Genomic DNA, 24,948 nt, shown 5'->3' on the forward strand with positions numbered 1-24,948 from the left:
ATATTGTTTATCGCTTAAGTGGCAAACTTTTTTGCTAAAAATCAAATATTAACATTACTATATATGTACGTTAAACAAGTCTCTTTTCCAACCAAAAATAAAGCGACTATTATTTGATTTAAACCTGTTACATTATGCATTGATAATTCTTGATTCAATATTATTATCTTTGCGCCAAAATATAGGATTGTAATGCGAATAGATATACTTACACTTTTTCCTGATATGTTTCAAGGGCCTTTAACCGAATCAATTGTAAAAAGAGCGGTGGATAAGGGCTTGGTAGAAATGCATTTTCATAATATCAGGGATTATTCGCTTGATAAGCACAAAAAAGTGGATGATTACTCTTTTGGCGGAGGTGCCGGAATGGTAATGACTATTCAACCCATAGCTGATTTAATCGATAAACTGAAATCGGAAAGAGATTACGATCATATTATATATGTAACTCCTGATGGAGAACGCTTTAATCAGAAAATTGCCAATACTTTATCGTTATCTGGCAATATTATTATACTGTGTGGGCATTACAAAGGGGTAGATCAACGCATTCGCGATCATTACATTACTATGGAACTCACCATTGGCGATTACGTTTTAACAGGTGGTGAATTGGCGGCTGCTGTAATCAGTGATGCAGTAATCCGTTTAATACCCGGTGTTATGTCTGATGAAACCTCTGCTTTAACTGATAGTTTTCAGGATGGTTTGCTTTCTCACCCGGTTTACACTCGTCCGGCTGATTATAATGGTTGGAAAGTACCCGATGTTTTATTAAGCGGTAATGATGCTAAGATAGATGAGTGGCGCGAGAAAAAAGCCTTTGAACGTACCAAACAAATACGACCGGATCTGCTTGAGGATTAATGGTTAGTTTGTATTGTTTAATTGTTGAGTCGCACAATTGTTAAATTGAAACTAATATAATGAACAATTCAACAGTTCAACAACTCTACAATTCAACTTTCAGTCATCATTAGCCTTTGATAATTAATAATTATTGTCATCTATTACAAAGCACCTTATAAGTGCAGTACCTACATTTATCAGTATCTTCAGCTCCTTTAAATGGTACTTCTTCATTGTATATTTCTTCGAGTAAGTTTTCGAGGTTTGCTTTAAATTGGTCTTTCACTGATTGTAACAGAATTGGATTTTTCTTACTTCTTCCCTCCTTCAAATATAATTTCGTATCGTAAGTTGACTTAAATACATCGCGCACCCAAATTACCGATGGTTGTTTGGGAACCAAGGAATCCTCTGTCTCATCCAGTATCAAAGAGTACAACAATGTTTGAAAGATGGCTTTATTTTTTTTGTGTTTGTCGGTATCAAACAGTTCGGTAATAGAGTATGTTTCTGCAACTCCTGATCCTGTCTTATAATCCATAATATTCCAAATACCATCTTTTTCTTCCAAACGATCGATAATACCCCCCAGCCTTAGATTCAATCCCTCTGTAGTAGTGTAATTCCATTGTACCTTTTTTTCCAAATCGAGGATGGTAAACGGAGCCTTTTTCTTTTCGAGTTTTAAGAATTGAATTAGATATCGCTTTATCACCTCAAACACCATAACATTACGACCTTGTATCTCGGCAAACGATTGCCGTCCCTGATCATAATCCATCATCAAAAACTTTTTAAAGCCATCTTTAATCAGCTGATCTATAATTATTGTGTTTTTCAACCAATAATCAACATCCTCAGCTGTCACTTCCTTCCCTATTTTATCTTGATACAATTGCTCCACAGCATCATGAAAAATCAATCCAAAAATACGGGCATCAGCCTCTTCGGTAATTTCATCAGGCTCTTTAATACCGGCAATTTTCTGATAGAAAAAGCGCATCGGGCACTCGATATACACTGATAGAGCACTTGGTGAAAGCATTTTATCGTTTTCTGATTTAAAAACAGACAATCGCTCCATTACCTTTTCGCCTTTACCGGAGCTAACAATGGGTGGATTTAACAACTGTACCTGCCCAGATAGAGTGCGTGTACTGATTTTTGCATTAAACTCGTACTTTAACTGATACAAGTACCGACTCATTTCGTTAGATTTCATTCCTTGCGCACCGGTTGAATACAAAACCTCAACTTTTTTAGCTCTATGTATTAATCGGAAGAAATAGTATGAGAAGATAGTATCCTGAAATTCTATGGTTGGCAGATCAAATCCAGACCGAAGTGTGGCAGGAATAAAAGTATTGGGTGCTGATGTTCGTGGAAATACACCTTCGTTTAAATCCAATATTATTAGCTTATCAAAATCAAGAGCACGGGTTTCTAGAATACCCATTACTTGCAAACCGGCTAAGGGTTCCCCCCGAAATGGCACCGTTTGAAATTCAGCCAGTTTTTTGAATAACCGAACCCAAGTTTTGGTATCAATATCAGCCTGGGCATTTTGCTCTAATAAATCCTGCAAACGAACGATACATTTCTGTAAAGCAAAAATAAATTCCTTTTCAAGTATTTTATTTTCATCGGGTTGAAGCAGTTCATAAACCTTACCCAAAATTTCAATTAAATAGGTCGATAACTGAGAACCGGTATCAACCTTTGTAAAAATACTTGCAAACAAATCATTGATATGTAATTCGCTGGCTTTTACAAAAATGGCATTTTTCTTAACCAGTTGTTTATGCAGTTTTCGGGTATCTTCAACCGCTAACATTGTAATATACTGTTGTTGCAACAACGGTAATACATGACGATGATACATCCAAACATCACTTCCGCTACTTTTACGGATTTGCTGCTGCATATTCAATAATAAATCAATCAAACCAAATGCAGGCGTATGATTCAAAGGATAACCCATAGTAACATTTACCTTATCAACCTTAGGAGGAATACCATGTAACACCGGCATCAATAAGGTTTCATCAGCCAATACCACGGCCGATTTCATATCTCTCACATATTCGTCTTCCAAAAATTGGTGAACTGATTTTAATTGTTCGGTTGGGTTGGCAACGGCTGTTATGGTTATTTCTGGCCCTTCCTGAATTAAGGGCATCTTAAAATCTTTTGGTGAAGGAAAATGCAATAAATTTTCTTCGATAAAGAACCCGGGTCCACGACGTTTGTAATTCACTTCCTCACCTTTCTCCATCATCCAGGGCGAGTAATCCCAAAAGAAATCAGCCATTTTCTTCTTTTGCAGATGCTTCATCAACTTATTTTCTGCAGGGGTTAAGGCGTTCAAACCAACAAAAACCACTTTTTCCCATTGAATATCAACCTCATCACCAATAATCAGTTTTTCAGCAATAATACGATAAACCATTCCTTCATAAGCCAAATCATCCTTCTGTAACTCTTCGCGATATGCCTTATAAACTCTGGGAATTTGTTTCCATGCTTCCAAAAAATATTCCTGATGTTCTGATCTTTTTTTCTGTTCGAATGCACTCCAGAATGATTGTATGGCTTCCAATTGTCTCTCTGTCAAATGAGAGTAATCATCATCCAGTTCTTTTAATGATACCAGGTTTGAGAATAGCTGTTCAACCGAAACCAGGTATTTATCTATATCATCAAAGTCATTCAGCAGCATCTCTCCCCAGGGCAAGAACTCTTCAAAGCTGATCTCTTTACCGGTTACCTGCGCATAAATACGATGTAGAGTAAATAATAAGGTTATGTTATCGGCCACTATTGAAGATGACAAAGAAGCAAACAGATCGTTAACCGTAATAATCTTTGGCGACCAGGCAGGTTCCTTAATTAACTGTCTGAGGTGGTTTGTGAAAAAAATACCAGCCCTTTGACTCGGAAACACGAAACAATATTTCGACAAGTCTGTTTTTTGATAATAATACGAGGCAATGGCGTTAAGGAATCCTGATGTCATAAGTATATTTGATTTTCGAGGTTGAAATTAAACATTTGTACTTAAAATAAGACATAACTGACAGATGTTAGTATACTATTTGCTTAACTTTGCTGCCCCGAAAGCAGAACCTATTGTTCTGTACTAACATTTATAATCAATAGGAAACTAAATTCTTATGGATAAATTCTCATTCGTTGGCAACAGTAACATAGAAGCCATCGATCAATTATACCAACAGTATAAAAACGATCCTGAGTCGGTAGACGAAAGTTACCAACGATTTTTTCAGGGATTTGACTTTGCAGTTGAAAACTACGCACAACCCAATGGTTCCGGACTGGTTGATAAAGAATTTCTGGTATTAGACCTGATTCATGCTTACCGTCAAAGAGGACACCTTTTTACCAAAACAAATCCTGTTCGATCGCGTCGAAAATACTATCCGACCCTGGACCTGGAGAACTTTAAGTTATCAGAAAAAGATTTGGATACTACTTTTCATGCCGGTAACGAAATTGGTATTGGCAAAGCTCCACTTCGCAAAATAATTGAACATTTACAGCAAACCTATTGTCAATCAGTAGCAGTGGAATATCTCTACATTCGACATCCCGAAGTTGTTAGTTGGCTAAAAGGTAAGATGGAAATGGAGCTAAACACTCCTAAATTCAGCGCAGAAAAAAAGCGTAAGATATTTCACCAGTTAAATATGGCTGCAGGTTTCGAAAGCTTTATTCACAAAAAATTTGTAGGCCAAAAACGCTTTTCTCTCGAAGGATCTGAAGTGCTTATTCCCGGCTTAAATGCTCTTATTAATAAAGGGGCTGAAATGGGAGTTGAGGAAGTAATGATTGGTATGGCTCATCGGGGGCGTTTAAATGTACTGACCAATATTTTACAAAAGCCATATAAAAATATTTTTAAAGAGTTTAATGGCGATGAATACGAGGATGGCATTTCATTGGGAGATGTTAAATATCACCTTGGATACAGCAATGATATAGAAACCGAAACAGGCAAAAAAGTTAGAGTTAACCTGGCTCCTAACCCATCCCACCTCGAAACGGTGGCTCCAATCATTGAGGGTATTTCACGGTCAAAGATTGATCATAAATACGATAAAAACTACGATAAAGTAATTCCTGTTGTCATTCATGGCGATGCTGCCATTGCCGGGCAAGGTGTAGCCTACGAAGTAGTTCAGATGGCCCAGTTGGAAGGATATAAAACCGGAGGCACCATTCATATTGTTATTAACAACCAGGTAGGTTTCACCACCAATTATCTTGATGCCCGTTCGTCGACTTACTGTACTGATGTGGGTAAAGTAACCCGATCACCGGTTTTTCATGTAAATGGTGATGATGTGGAGGCACTGGTTTACGCAGTTGAGCTGGCTATTGAATTTCGTCAGAGTTTTAATTCCGATGTTTTTATTGATATTCTTTCGTATCGAAAATATGGACATAACGAAGGTGATGAACCTAGATTTACCCAGCCAACGCTATATAAAGCGATTGCTAAACATCCAAATCCTCGTGACATTTACAATCTGAAACTACAGGAGGAAAATATAGTGTCGAAAGAAGACGCATTGAAAGAAGCCAATAACTTTAATCAACAACTTGAGGATGCCTTATCAGCATCAAAAGAAATTGATAAGGTTATTATACAACGTTTCTTACATGATGACTGGACGGAATATGAATATTCAAATGACGCAGATTTTAAACAATCACCTAATACTTCAATAGAGAAGGAAAAGGCTCAGTTCTTATTGGATAGAATAAATCATTTACCGGAGGACAAAAAATTCTTCAAGAAGCTAGAGAAGATAGTTAAAGACCGTATTTCGATGGTTGATAATGATAAACTTGATTGGGCGCTTGGAGAACAGCTGGCTTATGCCTCTTTGCTAACCGAAGGTCATCCGGTTCGTGTAAGTGGTCAGGATGCTGAACGTGGTACTTTTGCTCACCGCCATGCTGTAATGACCGTTGAAGATAGTGAAGAACGATACCGTCCTTTACAATTTATTACTGAAGACCAGGCGAAATTTGATATTTATAATTCCCTGCTATCTGAATATGGAGTAATGGGGTTTGAGTACGGATACGCCTTAGCAAAACCAAGTGGTTTAACCATTTGGGAAGCTCAATTTGGAGACTTCTACAACGTAGCTCAGGTTATTATCGACCAGTACATATCGTCGGCCGAAGAAAAATGGGGCTTGATGAATGGCTTGGTTTTACTTCTTCCCCATGGCTTTGAAGGACAAGGACCTGAACATTCGAGTGCGCGCGTTGAACGATTCCTTTCCTTATCGGCACAAAACAATATGCAAATTATTAACTGTACCACACCAGCCAATCTTTTTCATGTATTACGTCGTCAAGTCAAACGTAATTTCAGGGTTCCATTGGTAGTGTTTACTCCTAAAAGTCTGTTAAGGTACCCTAAATGTGTTTCTTCCATTGAAGACTTTACTAAAGATGGATTTAAAGAAGTTATTGACGATAACAATGTTGAAGTAGATCAGGTTAAGAGAGTTGTGTATTGTAATGGTAAGGTTTATTACGATTTACTTGCCCGTAAAGAAGAATTAAATGCTACAGATATAGCTCTTGTTCGAATTGAGCAGCTTCACCCTTATCCAAAGGAGCAGGTAGAAGCTATCAATAAGAGATATAAAAATGCTTTATTGCATCTATGGGTTCAGGAAGAGCCAGAAAACATGGGAGCATGGTATTACATTCAAAACAAAATGAAGGATGTTGAATTAGTTCCTGTTGCAAGACTGGCAAGTGGAAGTCCGGCTACAGGGTTAAATGGTCTTCATGTTGTTGGACAAACAGAGATAATTAATAAAGTATTCAAAAAATGTCATTGTAAACGCAAACAGAAATACTGTGGATTACAATGTGTTGAAGGAAAAACCAGAACAGAAATTCTGAAACAACATAAATATTTTGAAGAACCACCGAGGTTCTCTATTTAAACAATCTAAATTACCCTTTTCAGGCCTCTGGTCTGACTCAGAAATGTTGAAATATGATAGTTGAAATAAAAGTCCCTACCCCAGGAGAATCCATCTCAGAAGTGGAGCTTGCCAGCTGGCTTGTTTCAGATGGAGATATTGTGGCAAAAGATCAGGAATTAGCCGAAATTGAATCTGATAAGGCAACGCTTGCATTATTAGCTAGTGAAGCCGGAAAGGTTAAAATTTTGGTTGAAGCCGGAGAAACAGTCGCTGTTGATTCGGTTGCCTGCTCAATAGATACCGAGTTTGCAGGCGAAGCACCTTCTGCCCCATCAGGAGATGAACCGGTTAGTGAAGAACAAAAGGAAGAGACACAGAAAAAAGAACCTGCTAAAGAAAATACGGCTCCAACAAAAACCTCAACTCAGTACGATAAAGCAAAGGTTTCGCCACTAGCAAAAAAAATGATGGAAGAGGCCAATCTATCAGTTGATGATGTTATTAACGGACTCAAAAGAATATCGTCCAAGGAGGTTGAATTAGCTAAAAATGCACCAATTGCTGATAGTTCAAAAAGTACAAGCTCAGCATTTATTGCTCGTGAAACAAGCCGTGAGATGGAGCGCCAAAAAATGACGAATCTTAGAAAGAAGCTAAGTCAACGTTTGGTTGCAGTTAAAAACGAAACAGCCATGCTCACTACTTTTAACGAAGTAGATATGTCGGCTGTAATGGCACTGAGAAAAAAGTATCAAAATAAATTTATAGATACCCATGGTGTTAAATTAGGCTTTATGTCCTTCTTTATAAAAGCTGCTTCACTGGCTTTAAAACATCACCCTATGGTAAATGCCATGATTGACGGAGATGAAATAGTGATGCCCGAATACCATGACGTTTCAGTTGCTGTGCAAACGCCTAAAGGATTAATGGTACCGGTTATCAGAAATGTTGAAACACTTCAACTTCACAATGTTGAATCAACTCTTAAAAATCTGGCTGAAAAAGCACGTAAAGGAAAGATTAGTATTGAAGAAATGAATGGAGGAACATTTACGGTTACCAATGGTGGTGTTTTTGGATCGATGCTTAGTACTCCAATCATCAATCCTCCACAATCAGCCATCATGGGGATGCATAACATTGTTGAGCGTCCGGTGGCTGTGAATGGTAAGGTAGAAATACGACCTATTATGTATTTGGCTCTCTCCTATGATCACAGAATTATTGATGGGAAAGATTCGGTTGGATTTTTGGTGAAAGTAAAAGAAATGCTGGAAGATCCTGCTAAGTTATTGCAAGGTGGTTATAATCCAGAAGAACAGGTACTGGGATTTTAAAGACATCATAAAACCAAAAAAACGGGATTTCAAATAGAAATCCCGTTTTTTATCTCTTACAATTCCTTATCGTATTCTATCCATTGACTTTATTAAGGCTTCGTCTTTACCAATCGATCTAATTGCCAGAAAGGTTATAATTAAAGCAACAATTGGAAATACCATTGGTATGTTATATGAAATCTCAGCTGACAGTTCTTTTGCCGCTTGCGATCCCAGGAAATAAATCATTCCTGTAGTACCTAATAGCAATCCCATATTTAAACCACATAGACGAATTTGAAGCATTCTCTTTTTATATAAAAAGATTGTTACCAACGAAACTAATGTGGTAACCGTTACCAAAATAGCTAATGGTAAAGTTTGTGTAGTTAATTCTTCACTATTTGCCAATCCCCTATATAAAAGAGTATAAGTAGCATCATCATTTGCCAAATCGGCTAATGACACAAAAAACATACTGCCCGTTAATAGTGCACTAATTAGTAGATAAACAGATTGAATACGTTGTATCATGTGTATTAATTTTCTTTTTTGAACATGCGAATTTAATATTTCGGCCCTAATACCACAACAATATTCTTTATCACACCCAAAAAAGGTTTAAATTTCAATAAGACAAGGTAAATAGCTTAGCTCTTATTTTTCCGGAGCGAAATAATAGGAGCTAAAAACTGTATAAATATACACTATCTTAAATATTAACTTTTTGCCACATAGACATTACAATTTCATCAATTTTTAGTAACCTATTCTTACTCTCCAATTCTATCTTTAACATACAAGCAATCCTTACCTGGCTAATCAATTACATCCTTTTCAACACAATGCATTACGATCGAATTCGACACAAAACATCGCGCGATAATATAGCTCATAATTAACACTTTAATATTAAATTAATTTTAATATCTAATTTATTTTTTTATATTTATTACTCAGTATTGTGTTACTTAAAACTTATCAATATGAGTACAGCAACAATCACATTTAATCAACTCAGGAAGATTAAAGATAGTCTGCCTGATGGAAGTATTAAGACAATAGCAGAAGAATTACACCTCGACGTAGAGACTGTAAGAAATTACTTTGGCGGTGCCAACTACGATCGAGGTAGAAGTGTAGGAATCCATTTAGAGCAAGGCCCGGATGGTGGAATTGTGGAATTGGATGATACTACAATATTAGAAATGGCCCGCGATATTTTAAGCCATCAAGGAAGAATGGCTGAAAGTTAGTCTGTACGATACTCAATATAAGAAAAGCGCCTTAAAGGCGCTTTTTTTCTATCTGCTATTTTATAAACTTCTCTCGCTGTTGTAGGTTAAGTAAGCCCCATAACCCTGCTACGACCGATACTATCAGCCACGTTCGGATATGCTTTGCAACAATATTTGACCAAACAACTTCACTCATATCATTAGGTAAGTCAAAAGGATTTAAAAACAGATTCCAGGCACTATTACCTAAAAGTTCAACTAAAATCCAGGCTAAGAGACCAATAATTACCACCACTACAGCTGTTCCATTACCGTTCTTTACCACTGTGCTAAAAAAGAATCCCATCATACCAATAAAACCAACCGGAACCATCAATCGCAAAGTCATCTCCCATTTAGGCACATTTATAATCAGAACACTACTTAGTGAAGCCATAATGAATATAAACCAGAACACAATAAAATAAGCAATTACCAAACGTAATAGCCATATTTTGTATCGATAATTGGGTATACCAAACAGAATCTCCAGAATCCGGGCATCTTCATCATTTTGTATCCCGTATGATGTAGGAAAGAAAATCAATAAAAAGGCTGGAAACATCAACTGATAGTAAACCCCTTGAATACTTTCGCTATCGGATGTAAACAAATTGATTAGTGTAACCAGAAAATAAAAGATTAATGAAGCTCCCAGAAAGTAGACAAATTTGTTCCCAAATACTACCTTTAGGTTATACCTTATAAAAGTGATGTAGGTTCCGCTTATCCCTTTTTTTAAACTATATTTTAAATTTTCCATTTACTTCGATTTTTCATTTTTAAGAAAACAGATTGATAAACGTTTATTGAGCCTTTTGATTTAATTCATCATTTTTCAACAACCACATGTAGGCATCTTCTAAAACAGCTTGAACAGGTATGGCACTCTCTGTTGGTTTTTCTTTAGCTAAGCAGCGAACCCGAATATTATCACCGTCGCGCATGTGATGAACAATGGTAAATTTCTTATTCACCTCTTCAAAATCACTTGCTATCACATCAAACTGCCATACTTTGTCCTTGGCAATATTTACCATCTCGTTAGGAACACCCCAATATTTGAGATCTCCACGCTTCATAACAGCCACCTGGTTACAAGAGCTTGAAATATCTTCAATGATATGGGTCGAAAATAATACCACACGGTTTTTACTCAGTTCCACCAGCAAATTACGGAATCGGATACGCTCACGTGGATCCAAACCTGCAGTAGGCTCATCAACCACCAATATTTTAGGTAAGTGAAGTAAAATCATGGCAATACCAATACGCTGCTTCATACCTCCTGAGAATGATCCGATCTTATCATCTTTTCGCTCCCACATATGTACCGACTTCAGCACATATTCTAACCGTTCTTTTCTTAAATCATCATTATTGATTCCTCTAAGCATCGCCTGATAGTCCAGAAACTCAAAGGCCGACATATTCTCATACGTTCCAAACTCCTGAGGTAAGTAACCAATTAAACCTTGCAGCTCTTCTCTCTTCTCTGCTGTATCAAAACCATTGATATAAACTTTACCATAACTCTGATCTAAAATACCGCAAATAATGCGCATTAAAGTAGTTTTACCGGCACCATTAGGTCCCAGCAAACCAATCATACCGGTTTTAATATCTAACGAAACTCCTTTTAAAGCTTTAAATGGTGTTTTTTCTTTGCCAATAAAAGGAATGCCTCTCAAAAACCTATAGTAACTTCTGCGCATACCGGCAAAACGTCCTGTCACTCGTTCTATATTGGTTCTTTCACGTTTTAACTTGTTACCTGAAGCGATTAATGCCAATAACAGGTACCATATTAATGCAGTAGTAATAGCCGTTGACAAAGATTCCCAATGGAAATAATAAACTACTGAAGCAACCAAAGGATAACCATATTTGAAAACGAATAATATTCTTTTATCCCATTTAGCAGACGTTTCCGTTTGTCTGTTATACCTCCATAATAATGCAATTGCATCGTAAACAGCTTTTAAGATGAAGTAATTGATCATTGTGAATACCAGTCCCATGAATTTTGACTCGAGATACCACCAGGTGAAATATCCCATAAAAGCCAATAATGGCAATTGCCAAATCAACTTTTTCAGGCTTTCTTTCAAATCAACCTCTTTTTTCGATAATAGCTCTTTATGCTTGCCATCTCTGGCTTTTCTTTCACGGGTAAAACGCCCATCGCGATCATACACTTTTACCAGGTTACGAACCGTAATAGTAACTTCATCATCCTGAGCAATTAACTGGCTATTGGCCATTCGCAGTGATGAGCGTATAAAATATACCACAGCTGGTACACCAGCAAAAATCAACACATAATAAAGTAATTGCCAGGCAAATGAAACATCGGACCATGCATAAACAAACCAAATTCCTAAACCCCAGAAAAAGAAAATAACCAATTTCAATTTTACAGGCAAAGATCGGATCCATTCGAGTGAATGCTCAAAACCAAATGCAAAAGTTGGCATAAATACCAAAGTAAGTAAAGTACTGAATGCTAACCCTCCAACCACTGTTATAGCAAACGGAGCTCCTAAGATGCTTACATATTCTGACTTACCCATAGCCAGTGGCATCATGGCAATAATAGTGGTAATGGCAGTAATGGTAATAGGGCGAATACGTGAAATACCTGCTTGCATTAAGGCTCTGGCATGACCATAACCTTCTTTACGCAGTTGTCGTGAATAATCGATTAAAAGAATTCCATTATTCACCACTACACCCAGCAGAATTAAGAAACCTATAAAACTATTGAAATTCATTAATGAATTACCGGTCAATACCAATGCCAGTAATGAACCAATGGCAGCTAAGGGTACTGAGAATAGCATCACCACTGGCGCGGTTAAGGATTCAAATACCGATGCCAAAATCATAAAAATAAGGATCAGTCCCACCATGGCCAGAAACTTATAATCAGCAAATACATCCTCTTCGTGAATAACATCAACCGATACTGATGTTGGTAAAGGAATGGTTGCAACCAAATCATCTATCTGTTGACGAGCATCTTCTAATAATGTGTTTGATTCATTCACCTCATCAGCAAAACGATAATAAACTTCAATTTGCTTTTCCTGATTGACTCTTAATATTTCAGAACGTCCCGATGCATAATTTATCTCGGAAAAATTGTGTAATGGAATAATGGTATTACTTGCAGTAGTTACGTTAAGTTTCTGCAATTCCTCCATCGTTTTAGGAGGTATTTCTGTTTGCTGTGGGTCATCCAGCGTCTTCATTACAATGTCGTAAGTCTCGTTATTTACCTTCAGTTGACCACCGGAACTTACTTCTCCCCGAAACGTTGATAGTTCGGATAAAACATTTTGCGGAGAGACGTTAAATAAGCCCATTAAATACGGATCCATATTTAAATGCACCTCTGGTCGATTATTGGAGGATGAAATATTGACCCTTTGCATATTATCAATATTATTTTCGAGGTAATATTTGATATCGTTGGCAACCATCAACATCTGATCGTAATCCTCTCCTTTAATCACTACTTTCTCTTCCTGTTCTCCCAGTCCCATCATCATCATCATGCCGGCTCCGGGGTTAGCCCCAAAACCGCCGCCACCGCCACCACCCATGGAGCTGGTTGAACTTTGAGTCAGGCTTATTTGACCTCCTCTAACATTGTTAATACGTTGTTGTATATCTTGTCTGATTTCAGGAATGGTTCTTTTAGCCACTCCTTTGTAGTCTTCAACCAATTTAATCGTTAATGAAGCTTCTTCGTCCTGCACACGACTAATAACATCCTCTTTCTCACCCAGATCTTCCAAGCGTTTTTCAATCTCGCGCACTACAATATCCGTATTATCCAGTGTTGATCCGGACGACATATCAACCGAAATGTTAAATTCAGGTGTTTCTGCTTCTCTTGCACTGGTAATGCTAACTCCTACTGAAATTATCAGAACCATGAAAAACAACAGAATCACTGATAAAATAGTGACAGCCGGCTTTCGTAATGTTGCTTTTAACAGCAAGATGTAATACTGAACGATACGATTATGTAACGATAATTTTTCTAAAGCTTCAATCTTATGCTTCATTATGCCCGACAAGAACAAGTGACTAAGCATTGGTATCAGTAGTAAAGCAACCAACAGTGACACTACAAGCGTTGAAACTATTGATACACTTACATGACGGGCTACCTCGCGAAACATTACATTCTCGGAAAACACAAAAGGTAAAAAGACAGATATGGTTGTTAAGGTAGCAGCTGCTACCGATCGCCACACCTCTTTGGTTCCTTTAATAACACTTTCATCATTCGAATGCTTACCCTTGGAAGCTACCCGATAGATGTTTTCCATCACCACCACACTGTTATCAAGTAACATTCCAATGGCTAAAGCTAATCCAACCAATGTTAATACATTAATGGAAATGTTGGCGGCATAAAAGAAATTAAAAGCTCCGTAAACCGAAATCGGTATTGATAACATTACCATTCCCACCAGCGGAATATTATTCAGGAATATCCAAAGAATAAACAAAGCCAAAATCCCTCCAATAATAGCCAGTTCAATGATACTATCAAGGTTGCTTTCCATGGTTTCGGCTGAGTTGGTTTCTACTACCAACTCCAGTCCTTTGCTTTCATATTCCTGATTGATTCTATCAATTACTTTTAATGTATTCTTCGAAAGATCAATCAGGTTTACCTGCGAAGCCTTAGCCATACTGATGGAAACTGTCTCCAAACCATTAACTCGGCTATACGAATCTTCTTCTTTAACACCAAAATTTATAATGGCAATATCCTTCAGTAAAACAGGTCCCTCATCCTTAACAACAATATTTTTAATCTCATCTATATGGTTGTAGTCAGCCTCAGCAGTCACATAATACCTGCGTCCATCTTTTACTACCTCACCGGCAAAAACTTTTTCATTTTGCCCCTGTGTAATCATCCGGCTGATCTGCCCTGATGTCAAACCGTAGCTATCCAGTACCTCCTGGTTGAAAATAATCTCAACCGACTTCTGACGACCACCGCTCACCTGAACACTTGAAATACCATCAATACTCTGCAATTGTTCAAGCAGATCCTGTTCTATAATATTTCGAATACGATCAACGCCACCTTCTCCACGGACCTGTATAGTCATAAACTGATTGTTCATCTGTTCCAAATCAGCCTTAATAACCGTTGCCATCATATTATCAGGCAACACTGATGATGAACCTTCAATTTTTTCAACCAGCTTCAGATAGGCATATTTAGTATTCGTTTCTTTGGTCAGATAAACAAATAAGGTTGCACTACCCGGTCTGATGCGCGTTTCGATTTTTTCAATTCCTTCGAGAGTACTCACCAAACCTTCAATGGGAATTACTCCCTCCTGCTCCATGTGCTTTGGGTCGAGCTGGGCTGTTGCCTGAACATTGACAAAAAGCATAGGTAGTTCGGTATTGGGTATCAGCTCAAACTTCAATTGTTTGTATGAGATAACACCCAACATGGTAAGTGCCACAAAGAGCATGCTGATCAGTACCTTCCTATTTATAATTTCTCTCATTTACTGTTTCTTTGGATGATAATGATCAACTATGTTGTTTTCTGGCAAACAATCGGTCAAATACATGATACACACACGGAATAACAACCAGCGTTAGCAATGTAGACGTAACCAGTCCCCCAATAACAGCAATTGCCATTGGAGCGCGTAACGAGGCACTATCGCCAAAACCAATGGTTAAGGGGACTAATGCCAGTATGGTTGTTAAACTGGTCATTAAAATGGGTCTGATTCGTTGTTGGCCTGCCGCCACAATGGCTTCTTTTAACTCCATGCCCGATCGTTTGAACTGATTGATGGCATCAACCAGTATAATGGAGTCATTTACTGCAATACCACCTAACATCACAATACCGATATAGGCCATAATGTTAAATGTATTACCCAGTAAAAAGAAGGCCCAAACAGCACCCACACCTGCCAAAGGTATAGTCAGCAGAATGGTAAATGGATGAATTAACGACTCAAACTGAGAAGCCATTACCATGTACACCAACACAATAGACAATATTAAAGCAAATTGTAAGCTACCAAAGGCATCTTTTCGTCTTTGCTCCTGCCCCAGTACTTTAATGGTTGATGTTGGAGGAGCATCGAGTTGAGTAATTTTTGTTTCCAGCTCATTTACCAAATGATCAAACGGTATACGGTCGCTGACCATTCCTGTAATTTTTGCCACCCTCTTTTGATTATTACGAATTAACTCACGGGGTGCCTGACCAATACTTATTTTTGATACTTCAGAAAGAAAAACTTCTCTCTCTCCTGTAGAAACTTTTAAATCCTTCAATTCTTCCAAACGCACATCAGGTGTTTCAAGCTTAATACTGGTTAATTCCCCTTTCATTTCCATTGTTCCTCCATCTCTTGCCGACAAATAATCAGAAACGCTTGACATTATGGTACTCACATCTAAACCAAATATTCCGGCTCTAACCCTATCGATAACAATGTTAACTTCCGGAGCACCATCTTCAAACGAACTCTTAACATTGTAAACATCATTATCCTCGCGCAGTAATTCTGAAACCAAAGCCGATGCTTCTTCCAGATAATCTGAGTTTTCGTCCGAAACCTCGATTAATAAGGGTGCTTCATCGGTTCCTAATACTGTTTGTAAAGCCGATTGATCTTGTACATATCGCAACTCCACACCTTCTACTCCATCAAACAGTTGATTGATATGGCTCACTAAATCTGTAAAGGCAATATGAACCTCATCTTTCAAAACCAGTTTTAAATAACCAGTATTTTCACCTTGCTCAGTTGAAGAAGTTGATTCGCTTGATTCAGGACCTGCATGCGTATAGATTGTCTTTAACTGATCACCAAAAGAACCTTTCACCATTTCTTCCATTTGCAGCAGAGTAGCATCGGTTCGGTTTAATGAAGTCCCGGCAGGCAAAACAGTTTCAACAGTTATTTCGTTTGATTGTGTCTCGGGCATAAATTCACTTCCTACCATAGGAATAACCAAAACTGTTAATACAACCAATGCAACACTACCAGCTATTATCCACCCTTTCTTTTCAAGAACTCCGTTTAAAAACCTACCGTATGATTTAAATCCGGCTTCCTGCTCAATCACCTTTACTTCCTTCTTCTTTTTCCCTTTTAAGAAGAGATTACTCATTACCGGAATAACCAATAAGGCAACCACCAGAGATGATAGTAACGAGAATGCAACTGTCCAGGCCTGATCTTTAAATAACTCTCCTGATGCTCCCTGAATGTAAACAATGGGTAAAAACACCACAATGGTTGTAAGGGTTGATGCCACCAAGGCACCTGCCACTTCGCTGGTACCATCAATTGCTGCATCCTTTAATGGTATTCCCTGCTGCATCTTCCGGAAGATGTTTTCAACCACCACAATGGCATTATCAACCAACATTCCAGCACCTAAGGCCAGTCCTCCCAATGTCATAATATTAAGGGTAAGACCATTAAAATACATCAGATTAAAAGTGGCAATTATAGAGATTGGTATGGCTAAACTTACTATTAATGTAACACCAAAGCGACGAAGAAAAATAAACAACACAAATACTGCGAAGATAATACCTATAAGTGCACTTTCTTGCACTTCGCCAATTGCACTTTGTATGAATCTTCCCTGATTATTAATAACAACCAACTCATAAGAAGGTAATCGCTTTTGAATGGAAGCAAATGCTGTTTCAAGCTTCTCAACAGCTTCAACCGTATTAAATTTTGTCTCTTTATAAATAGAAACACCTAAGCAACGCTCTCCATTTAACCGAACGATACTTTCAGGGTCACGGTTTTGAAATCGTACCTGAGCAACATCCTTTAATAATATAGCTGATGTTGCTGTATTAGTAGCAGCAGTTGAAGTTGCGGTTGACGTATTTGATGTACCGGTTGTTTTAACCACCAGATTTCGTACATCATCTAAATGGGTTAAAGCACTTAATCCTTTAATAATATATCGTTGGCCCATTTCTTCAATAGATCCACCTGATACATTTTGGTTAAAACTATTTATGGTACTCAAAACCGATGACATGGTTAATCCGTTAACCTCTAGCAAACCCGGATCAACTACAACTAATACCTGGGCTTCTTCATCGCCCGATATTCGAACATCAGCAATTCCCTCCACTCTGATTAATTCATTACGAATATAGTTTTCAGCCACTTTTCGTAGCTCATTCATATCAGTAATTTCGTCGTTTCGGAATGCGGCTTTGATTACTGGTGATGCATTAGGATCAAAACGTGAAATATTTAACTCTTCTATATCTTCATTCTGACTAACTGTTGTAAGGGCTTTCTGTAGATCTAAAAACGCCTCATCAATATCTTTACCCCAATCATATTCAACGGTAATAACAGCTGAACCAACTCTACTGACCGATGAAACATTGGTAACTCCACTTTGCCGTACCGATAGTGCCTCTATCTGATCAACAAAACGCTTTTCTATTTCTTCGGGCGATCGCTCACCCGCATCCAGCTCAACATAAATGCGTGGATTTTGCATTTCAGGAAATAAATCCGTTCCCAAACGCGATAATGATATTATGCCCAACAAAATAGTGGCCAAAACAATCATTGCAACGGTGACCGGATAATTAACTGAGAATCGTGAAATGGCTCTCATAAATTCAATTTAAAGGATTACTTTTTAACGATGTTAATCTTTGATCGATTTCTCAAGGTCTCAAAGCCCTTCACAATCAGTCGGTCATTTTCCTGCAATTCTTTTCCTAGCACCTCTACTTCGTTTATAGTTTCAATACCTGTGCGGATATATATTTTCTCTGCTAATTCTTTCTTAGCTACATAAACCAATTTACGGTTTCCTTCTGTTAAAATTACATCCTTTGGAATAACTAAAGCACTATCGCGATGGTCCACAACAATTTCAGCCTTAACAAACATACCTGGCTTTAACAAAGCATCTTTATTTTCCACTTTTATACGTCCTTTAAAAGTACGGGCCTCCACATCAATGGCTGGTGACAATTCAGAGATACGTCCCTTTAAGGTGTCATCAGGTAATGAATAATTCATAATATTTACCGGTTGCCCCATCTGTACATGCCCCATTAGGTTTTCAGGCATACTTAAATCCATTACCATGGTGGTATATTCCATCATACTCATTATTTCGGTACCACTTTCAACCCTGATGCCGGGAGTAAAATAAGGCAGATCAGTAATTACACCTGTAAAAGGAGCTCTCACATCCATTTTGCCCATTGCAATCTGAGCATTCTCATACGACTGTTTAGCAGAAAGAAGTGTATTCTCTGAATTAACCAGTTCTCGTTTGGTTACACCGCCTTTTTCATACAAGGCTTGTTGCTTGGTATATTCCATCTCAGAAATTTCCATTTCCAGCTTAGTACCTTCAATATTAGTATTGTTTTCGTACTCCTTATCCTCCAGCTTAATGATGAGTTGTCCTTTTTTAACAAGATCACCCATCTTATATTTCTGTCCTGTTGCCGGATTGGTTTGTAAAAGGTAATTACCTGCCACCTCGGAGGTAACTGTTACATCCATTGTTGGAGTAATAGAACCTGTTGTAACCAAAGTTTGCTCAATGGGTTTATATTTTACTTCTTCAACTGATACATTAACGGCAACATCCGTATCAAAGCTCGAAGATTCGTTTCTGCAAGACGACAGTGCAGCCAGTGTGGCAGCAACTAAAAGAGTATGTTGTAATATTTTCATCGATTTTGTATTTAAGGCTTATTGTATGGTTTCGTAATTAATAACATCAGGCATAATGCTTCTTTGATTTTCAAAATCAAATAGTGTTTGAAGCTTCATATTCAACAATTCAAGTTTGTAACTGATCAGAGCATCAATTTTATTATTCTTAGCCTGAGTTAGCTGATTTTGCACCAGATTCAAATCCATACTGGTTAAATCACCATTTTGATATTTCTCCAGATTAATTTCGTATGTCAGCTGGGCATTTTCTTCATTCTTCCTGGCTATTTCAATCTGCTTCAGATAATTTTTTAGATTACGTTCTATTTGGCGCACAGATAGAACAATGTTCTTTTTTTCATCCAACAGATTGTATTCATTAGTTTCCTGAGCCAATCGAGCTGCTTCCATACGTGCTTTTTTCTCTCCCCAGTCCCACAACGGCACTTCCAAAGTAAACTGTACATCCTGGTTATCATTCCTGTTTTGCCGGTCGTAGATGTTATTCACATTTTCAGCATTACCGAACAACCCCACCTGAACAGCCAAATTACCTTTAAACTCATTGGTAGCATTAGTGGTAATCAGATCAAACAACCCCATTTCAACATCAATTTCTCTTTGTCGAATTTCCATTCTGTTCTCAAGTGCAAAACCAGTTGCTTTCTGAAGGTCAATATCTACCGGTAAAACAGAAACTTCAGCAACAACCATTATCTCTTCCGAAAAGTCCATGCCTAACATTTGTTTGAAGTTATCTTTGATATTATCCAGATCTACTTCGTTGTTTTGCACAGTTGATTCGCTTGACATCATATCCAACTCAGCCTGAAGCATTTCTTCTTTTGCAGTTAAACCTGCTTCTACTTTATTTTTAATGATTTCGTAACTCTTTTTTCTATTGGCCAGTTCTTCACGCGATGTAATCAACTGCATTTGAGCCTGATAAATCTGATAAAAGTACTGCGTTATCTGTCGTTCAACATTTAAGGCCTGAAGCGCATAATTTAATTGAGAGTTTTCGTAATTAAACTCAATCTCTTTGTACTCCATTTTACGCCTGTTGTAGGTAAAAAGAGGTTGTTCCAGGCGTAGATTCAAACTGTTGGTAAAACCCGTAAACGGATCGAAATTAATATCATCACGTTTATTCGTTTGCCAGCCAAAGTTGTTATTTAATGAAACAACTCCATCGGTAAATAAAATGGGTTGACTTACACTAAACGCACCTGAAGTAGTGAAATTTTCATCGTTGTACCAGGTTTGATTCGACTGGTCGTAGTTTCTGCTATTACTATACTGAAAAGGTGATAAATCCAATCGAAAATTTGATTTCAAAGATGCTTTTTGAGCATTGAGCAACTCTCGATATCTTTCCAGATTATATCGTGCTCTAACAATATCAGGACTTTGTTTCAGAGCTTCTTCCACCGATTGCTCCAAAGTCATCAGGCGTTGAGCCTCCACATTTATGGCAAACATCGAAAAGAAAAGCACAAACAATCCAATTATACTTTTATTCATGGTTTATGATTAAGTTTATTATTTTTTTACCCATTTAACTGCATCAGCTATAACATATTCGCTTTTTGTAAAGTCAGAAAGCTTTACTGTGGCTGCTCCTTCAGAGAAGTAATAGTCTCCGAGATATAACCAACCATTATTATCTTGAGTGACTTTAATTTCAACTTCATCCTCGCCGTCATCACTATTCACTGTATAATGAAAATCGCGTTCATACCCTCGGTCTCCACGGCCACGGAAACGTCCCCTTATATCAGGAACATATGCATATACAGCATAATTCCCCGGAGCCTCAATCTGTCCGGTCCAGCTAACATATCCTTCTCCTGTTCCTTTACGTTTGTAATAACCCGACTTGAGGTACTCTCCAAAAAATTCCTCTCCAGCAACAGGCGACCATTTTACCGGAGTATTCCAAAATCGAATTCTTCCGTAGGTTTCGTTTTCATCTTCTTCATTCTGTCGACTTAGCCACCAATCTTTAATGGTTCTACTTTCGCCGGTATTTACAAACGAGCATCCGTCATCCTCATTATCAACAATTACCTCAAATTTTTCGGCATACCTCAGTTTTTTGCTGGAAGGTTGTAATCCTTCGAAAAAATCAACAACCCGTTTATCTTTAATTACAGCATTTATATTTAACCTCTGATTAGAAGGTATATTTCGGGCTAAATAGGTATTAACTGATACATCGCGTGGCACCTCATCTAAAATAAATCCGATATCAACCGTTTCGCCTTTCTTTATAAGATAGCTCTTAGCATTGGACGACTGATCCATTGAAAACTCAGAACGAAAACGACCTCTGCCTCCTCTTCTTTCTCCTTCACGAATGGTTAAACCTACAATTCCATCAATATCGCCTTTATTGGCAACCGGTACTTTCACAAAATAGCGTATGCGATTACCTTCTTTAATCTCCCAAACATCAACATTACCAAATAAAAAGGCTGGTGCATTATCATCTTTTAACCAATTATTGTACAACTCATTAAAATCAGATTCCGATAATTGATCCATTAAAGATGTAAATTCTTCAACCTCGATATTTTTAAATTGAGTGTTCTTAACAATTTCATTTAATTGACGGTCGAAGGTTACTGCATTGGTATTAACTTTAAAACTTGATATCAATTGATTTCCTTTGGAAGCAAACACATTACCCAACACATTCACATCTTCCTCCTCAATCAAATCATTTAAACTTCTGTCCTTCAGCTTCAAAATAACTTCATCATTGGTACTTAATCCTCCAAATCCACCTGGGACATTGGAACTTAAACGTTCGTGAAGATAATTTTCAAGGGCTATTGTTAACAATGGATAACCATCTTCTTCAATTGAATTGGCATAAGTAAAGTATAGTGGAAAAACCTGATATCTCCCCCAGTTTTCAACACTGCGTTCTCCAGACTGTCGTCTTCCAAAGAAAAAACGTCGTGGGCGTATAAAATTATCTCCGATGTAACTCTTAAAGATTTCAATTTGTACATCTTTCTCCGACATTTCTTCATTCCGGTTGCGACCCCGGTTCTCTGTTCTTCTCTTCTGATTTTTTATATCATTTTGCCAGTTACCGCCTCCACATTCAGGAAAAAACACCATTTCTGGCATAACTTCTTCGGTTGATAGCGACCAGTTTCGCAGGTAACTATAGAAGTTTATGGGAGACTCAACAATTGAGAATTTATCAAAAGGGTAACTTACCGCTAATTGCCTCTCAAAATCATTTTTTATATTTTGGATCAACACCGAAGCTGTATCTTCTAATTCGGTAAAGAAAGGTTTAAAAAATGTGTGTTTAGGATGGTAGTACAAACTAAACTCCACACTATCAACCATTGTACTTACTTTCTCAAAAGTACCAATTACCACACTATATGCATTCAGAGCCTGCTGAGAAGTAAAAGACCACCTACCTTCTTCTTCGTCTTTTGAATTTCCTTGCGATATGACAGTCAAACCAGGTTTTGATTGCACATCAAGATCCATTCGAACAAACGGATAACGTGTCCAGTATAAATCAGAAGCTACTACAGGATACCAGTTCGCTTCGCGTGTAAGCAAGACATAATTACTGGTGATAAAGCTAAATTGCTTATTGGCAATGATTGGATCGAGACGATTTAATGATAATAAGGTTTCGTCGTCAACCTCAGGAAACATGGCTATGTCGTTAATAGTCCCTTCATAGTTAAGTTCAACTGTGAAGCTTCCTTTTACAATGGAGTTCTTTTTTACAGTTAACAGGTGTGCCTGACGTTCAAATGTCACATCTTTCCCATCAATACTAACTTTTTTGACTTTTAAACCTGGATTAATGGCTAATACCAGATCTCCGTTTTTCCCATCTTTCAACCCCACCTCTAACTGAGCTATTACATCAATCTTATCTGCTTTATGAATTAAATTGATGTGATAATTATTGATGTTATAGGCTGACGGTTTTAGTTGTTGATTTAACCTGGAAACTTCTGCTCTTAAATTTACATTTTGATTATCTCCAATAGCTTTAAAAGACATCATAGTTAATGCCCCAAAGCCAGTAATAAGCATACCTGCCAATAATGTATATTTGGCAAATTTTTGTTGTTCCAGTCGGGGTAAACGCCACACGGTTGCCAGAATAAAAAAGATACCTAACAATAAAAAGGAAGACCTAACTAATATTAAATCTAACTCGTTACCAAAACCTGTAAAATCGGAACGCATAAATGGCATATAGAAACCAAGTACATCCATTAAACCAAAAAACTTGTTTCTCAAATAAAATAAGGATAAGGCAACAAGTCCTAATAAAACCACAAATGTAATTGCCTGGTTTCGTATGAGCGTCATCACAAAAAAGGATAAACCCAAAATAAATACCAGCGTTGGTAAGGAAATTAATAAAGGATAAAGAATAAATGAAGACCAGTTTACAGTTGTATCACTTCCAATTAATGAGAAAAGGATGCCTAATGCCATTACAATAGCATTTAAAACAACAAAAACTTTAAGAATACCTAGTGTCTTTCCGGTAACATATTCAATATTAGACATACTCCTAACATAAAAAGCTTCTGTGGTATCCAGCTTTTTGTCTCTGCCTAAAAAATCTGCCGATAAGAAAATGGCAATTATGGATTGGGCAATATTTAAAATCCACATATTAAAATAAGGCACACCGGACGGGATGAGACGTCCTGGCCACGAACCTTCAGCAATACCTGCCACCGCAAACATGTTAAACATTAAAAGAAAAAATAAGGCTATTGCAGAAAATATTCTGAAGAACCAGCTCCTGAGCAGTGTTTTAGACTCGAAACGAGCTATCGTTCTAACATTAAATAGTGAGATCATTCTAATTCAATTTTGGATTTAGTCAGGTATTCCATAAAGTACACATAGGCATGTTCTAAATTGGGCTGAACTTCCGATGCTTTCCAGCCATTGGGTTTATCTGCTACAAACTCCACCTCATATCCGGCAGGATCGGGGATTGAAGTAATAACCGGAAATGTTTCACTAATGCGTTTCATTTCATCAAAAGTGACTGAAGTTTTAAATACATGACCTTCACTCTGCTTAATAAATTGTTCGGGTGAACCCGTAAAATGCACTTCTCCGGAATTTAATAACGCCATTTGACTACAGGTAGATGAAATATCACCTACAATATGTGTAGAAAGGATAATAATAACCTCTTTCTGACTAAGATTAGAAAGTATATTCCTGAATCGTATACGCTCTTCGGGGTCCAATCCGGTTGTAGGTTCATCAACAATAATGATTTTAGGATCACCTATTAAAGCCTGTGCTATTCCAAGACGACGCTTCATACCTCCGGAAAGCTTATTGGCAAATCGGTTTCGAACATCAAATAAACCAACTTGTTCAAGTAAATCATCTACAGCTGATAAGCGCTGTTTTTTACTTTTTATTCCCGCCAAAGAAGCGGCATAATCGAGAAATTCCCAAGTACGTAGTTTAGCAAAAAAACGAAAATCCTGAGGCAGATATCCAAGGTACGAGCGTACTTCTTTACGATTCTTAGATAATGGCATACCATTTACAAACACCTCTCCATGAGTAGGCTTTTGCAAAGTAACCAGTATTCGCATTAATGTTGATTTTCCGGCTCCATTGGGTCCTAATAAACCAAACATTCCCGGGTTAATCTCAAGATTAACTCGGTTGAGTGCTCTGAAATCATTTTTATAAACCTGACTCAGATCTTTAATTTCTATATTCAAGACATTTAGATTTA

At 37.5% G+C, this 24,948-nt stretch carries 13 protein-coding genes; 4 read left to right on the top strand and 9 right to left on the bottom strand.

Features of this window, described 5'->3' with window-relative positions:
• Positions 1–192 precede the first annotated feature (192 nt).
• Entirely contained in the window at positions 193–870 is a 678-nt protein-coding gene (gene trmD, locus KEM10_RS17360; protein WP_212217303.1) for a tRNA (guanosine(37)-N1)-methyltransferase TrmD, read from the top strand.
• A 136-nt stretch (positions 871–1,006) separates the two neighbouring features.
• On the opposite strand, the gene KEM10_RS17365 is transcribed toward trmD, so the two are convergent.
• A complete protein-coding gene (locus KEM10_RS17365; protein ID WP_212217304.1) occupies positions 1,007–3,868 on the bottom strand; it encodes a Fe-S cluster assembly protein IscX in 2,862 nt (953 codons plus the stop codon).
• 157 nt (positions 3,869–4,025) lie between these two features.
• On the opposite strand from KEM10_RS17365, the gene KEM10_RS17370 reads away from it, so the two are divergent.
• Together KEM10_RS17370 and odhB are read left to right on the top strand one after the other, a co-directional pair.
• Positions 4,026–6,848 carry a 2-oxoglutarate dehydrogenase E1 component gene (locus KEM10_RS17370; protein WP_212217305.1) on the top strand — a complete coding sequence of 941 codons (2,823 nt, stop codon included), beginning with the start codon at positions 4,026–4,028 and terminating at the stop codon, positions 6,846–6,848.
• A 53-nt stretch (positions 6,849–6,901) separates the two neighbouring features.
• Complete coding sequence (gene odhB, locus KEM10_RS17375) at positions 6,902–8,170, top strand: 2-oxoglutarate dehydrogenase complex dihydrolipoyllysine-residue succinyltransferase (protein ID WP_244825974.1); 1,269 nt, start codon at positions 6,902–6,904, stop codon at positions 8,168–8,170.
• 66 nt (positions 8,171–8,236) lie between these two features.
• On the opposite strand, the gene KEM10_RS17380 is transcribed toward odhB, so the two are convergent.
• Positions 8,237–8,686: a DUF4293 domain-containing protein gene (locus KEM10_RS17380; RefSeq protein ID WP_212217306.1), complete on the bottom strand. Its 450-nt coding sequence runs from the start codon at positions 8,684–8,686 to the stop codon at positions 8,237–8,239.
• A gap of 452 nt (positions 8,687–9,138) precedes the next feature.
• Between KEM10_RS17380 and KEM10_RS17385 the strand changes: the two genes are divergently transcribed.
• Complete coding sequence (locus KEM10_RS17385; RefSeq protein ID WP_212217307.1) at positions 9,139–9,408, top strand: DNA-binding protein; 270 nt, start codon at positions 9,139–9,141, stop codon at positions 9,406–9,408.
• A 55-nt stretch (positions 9,409–9,463) separates the two neighbouring features.
• Here KEM10_RS17385 and KEM10_RS17390 read toward each other — a convergent pair whose 3' ends face one another.
• From KEM10_RS17390 to KEM10_RS17420, 7 genes are read right to left on the bottom strand one after another with little or no spacing between them, the layout of a single operon-like run.
• Complete coding sequence (locus KEM10_RS17390; RefSeq protein ID WP_212217308.1) at positions 9,464–10,192, bottom strand: hypothetical protein; 729 nt, start codon at positions 10,190–10,192, stop codon at positions 9,464–9,466.
• A 43-nt stretch (positions 10,193–10,235) separates the two neighbouring features.
• Complete coding sequence (locus tag KEM10_RS17395) at positions 10,236–14,981, bottom strand: efflux RND transporter permease subunit (protein ID WP_212217309.1); 4,746 nt, start codon at positions 14,979–14,981, stop codon at positions 10,236–10,238.
• A 25-nt stretch (positions 14,982–15,006) separates the two neighbouring features.
• Entirely contained in the window at positions 15,007–18,108 is a 3,102-nt protein-coding gene (locus KEM10_RS17400) for an efflux RND transporter permease subunit (protein ID WP_212217310.1), read from the bottom strand.
• Between the two features lie 17 nt (positions 18,109–18,125).
• Positions 18,126–19,190, bottom strand: a complete 1,065-nt coding sequence (locus tag KEM10_RS17405; RefSeq protein WP_212217311.1) for an efflux RND transporter periplasmic adaptor subunit — start codon at positions 19,188–19,190, stop codon at positions 18,126–18,128.
• An 18-nt stretch (positions 19,191–19,208) separates the two neighbouring features.
• Positions 19,209–20,696: a TolC family protein gene (locus KEM10_RS17410; RefSeq protein ID WP_212217312.1), complete on the bottom strand. Its 1,488-nt coding sequence runs from the start codon at positions 20,694–20,696 to the stop codon at positions 19,209–19,211.
• Between the two features lie 18 nt (positions 20,697–20,714).
• Positions 20,715–24,041 carry a golvesin C-terminal-like domain-containing protein gene (locus KEM10_RS17415; protein WP_212217313.1) on the bottom strand — a complete coding sequence of 1,109 codons (3,327 nt, stop codon included), beginning with the start codon at positions 24,039–24,041 and terminating at the stop codon, positions 20,715–20,717.
• Entirely contained in the window at positions 24,038–24,934 is an 897-nt protein-coding gene (locus KEM10_RS17420) for an ABC transporter ATP-binding protein (RefSeq protein WP_212217314.1), read from the bottom strand. The genes KEM10_RS17415 and KEM10_RS17420 overlap by 4 nt, the downstream gene beginning before the upstream one ends.
• Positions 24,935–24,948 lie beyond the last annotated feature (14 nt).

The sequence above is a fragment of the Carboxylicivirga linearis genome (genome assembly GCF_018271995.1).
GTDB classification, from domain to species: domain Bacteria; phylum Bacteroidota; class Bacteroidia; order Bacteroidales; family Marinilabiliaceae; genus Carboxylicivirga; species Carboxylicivirga linearis.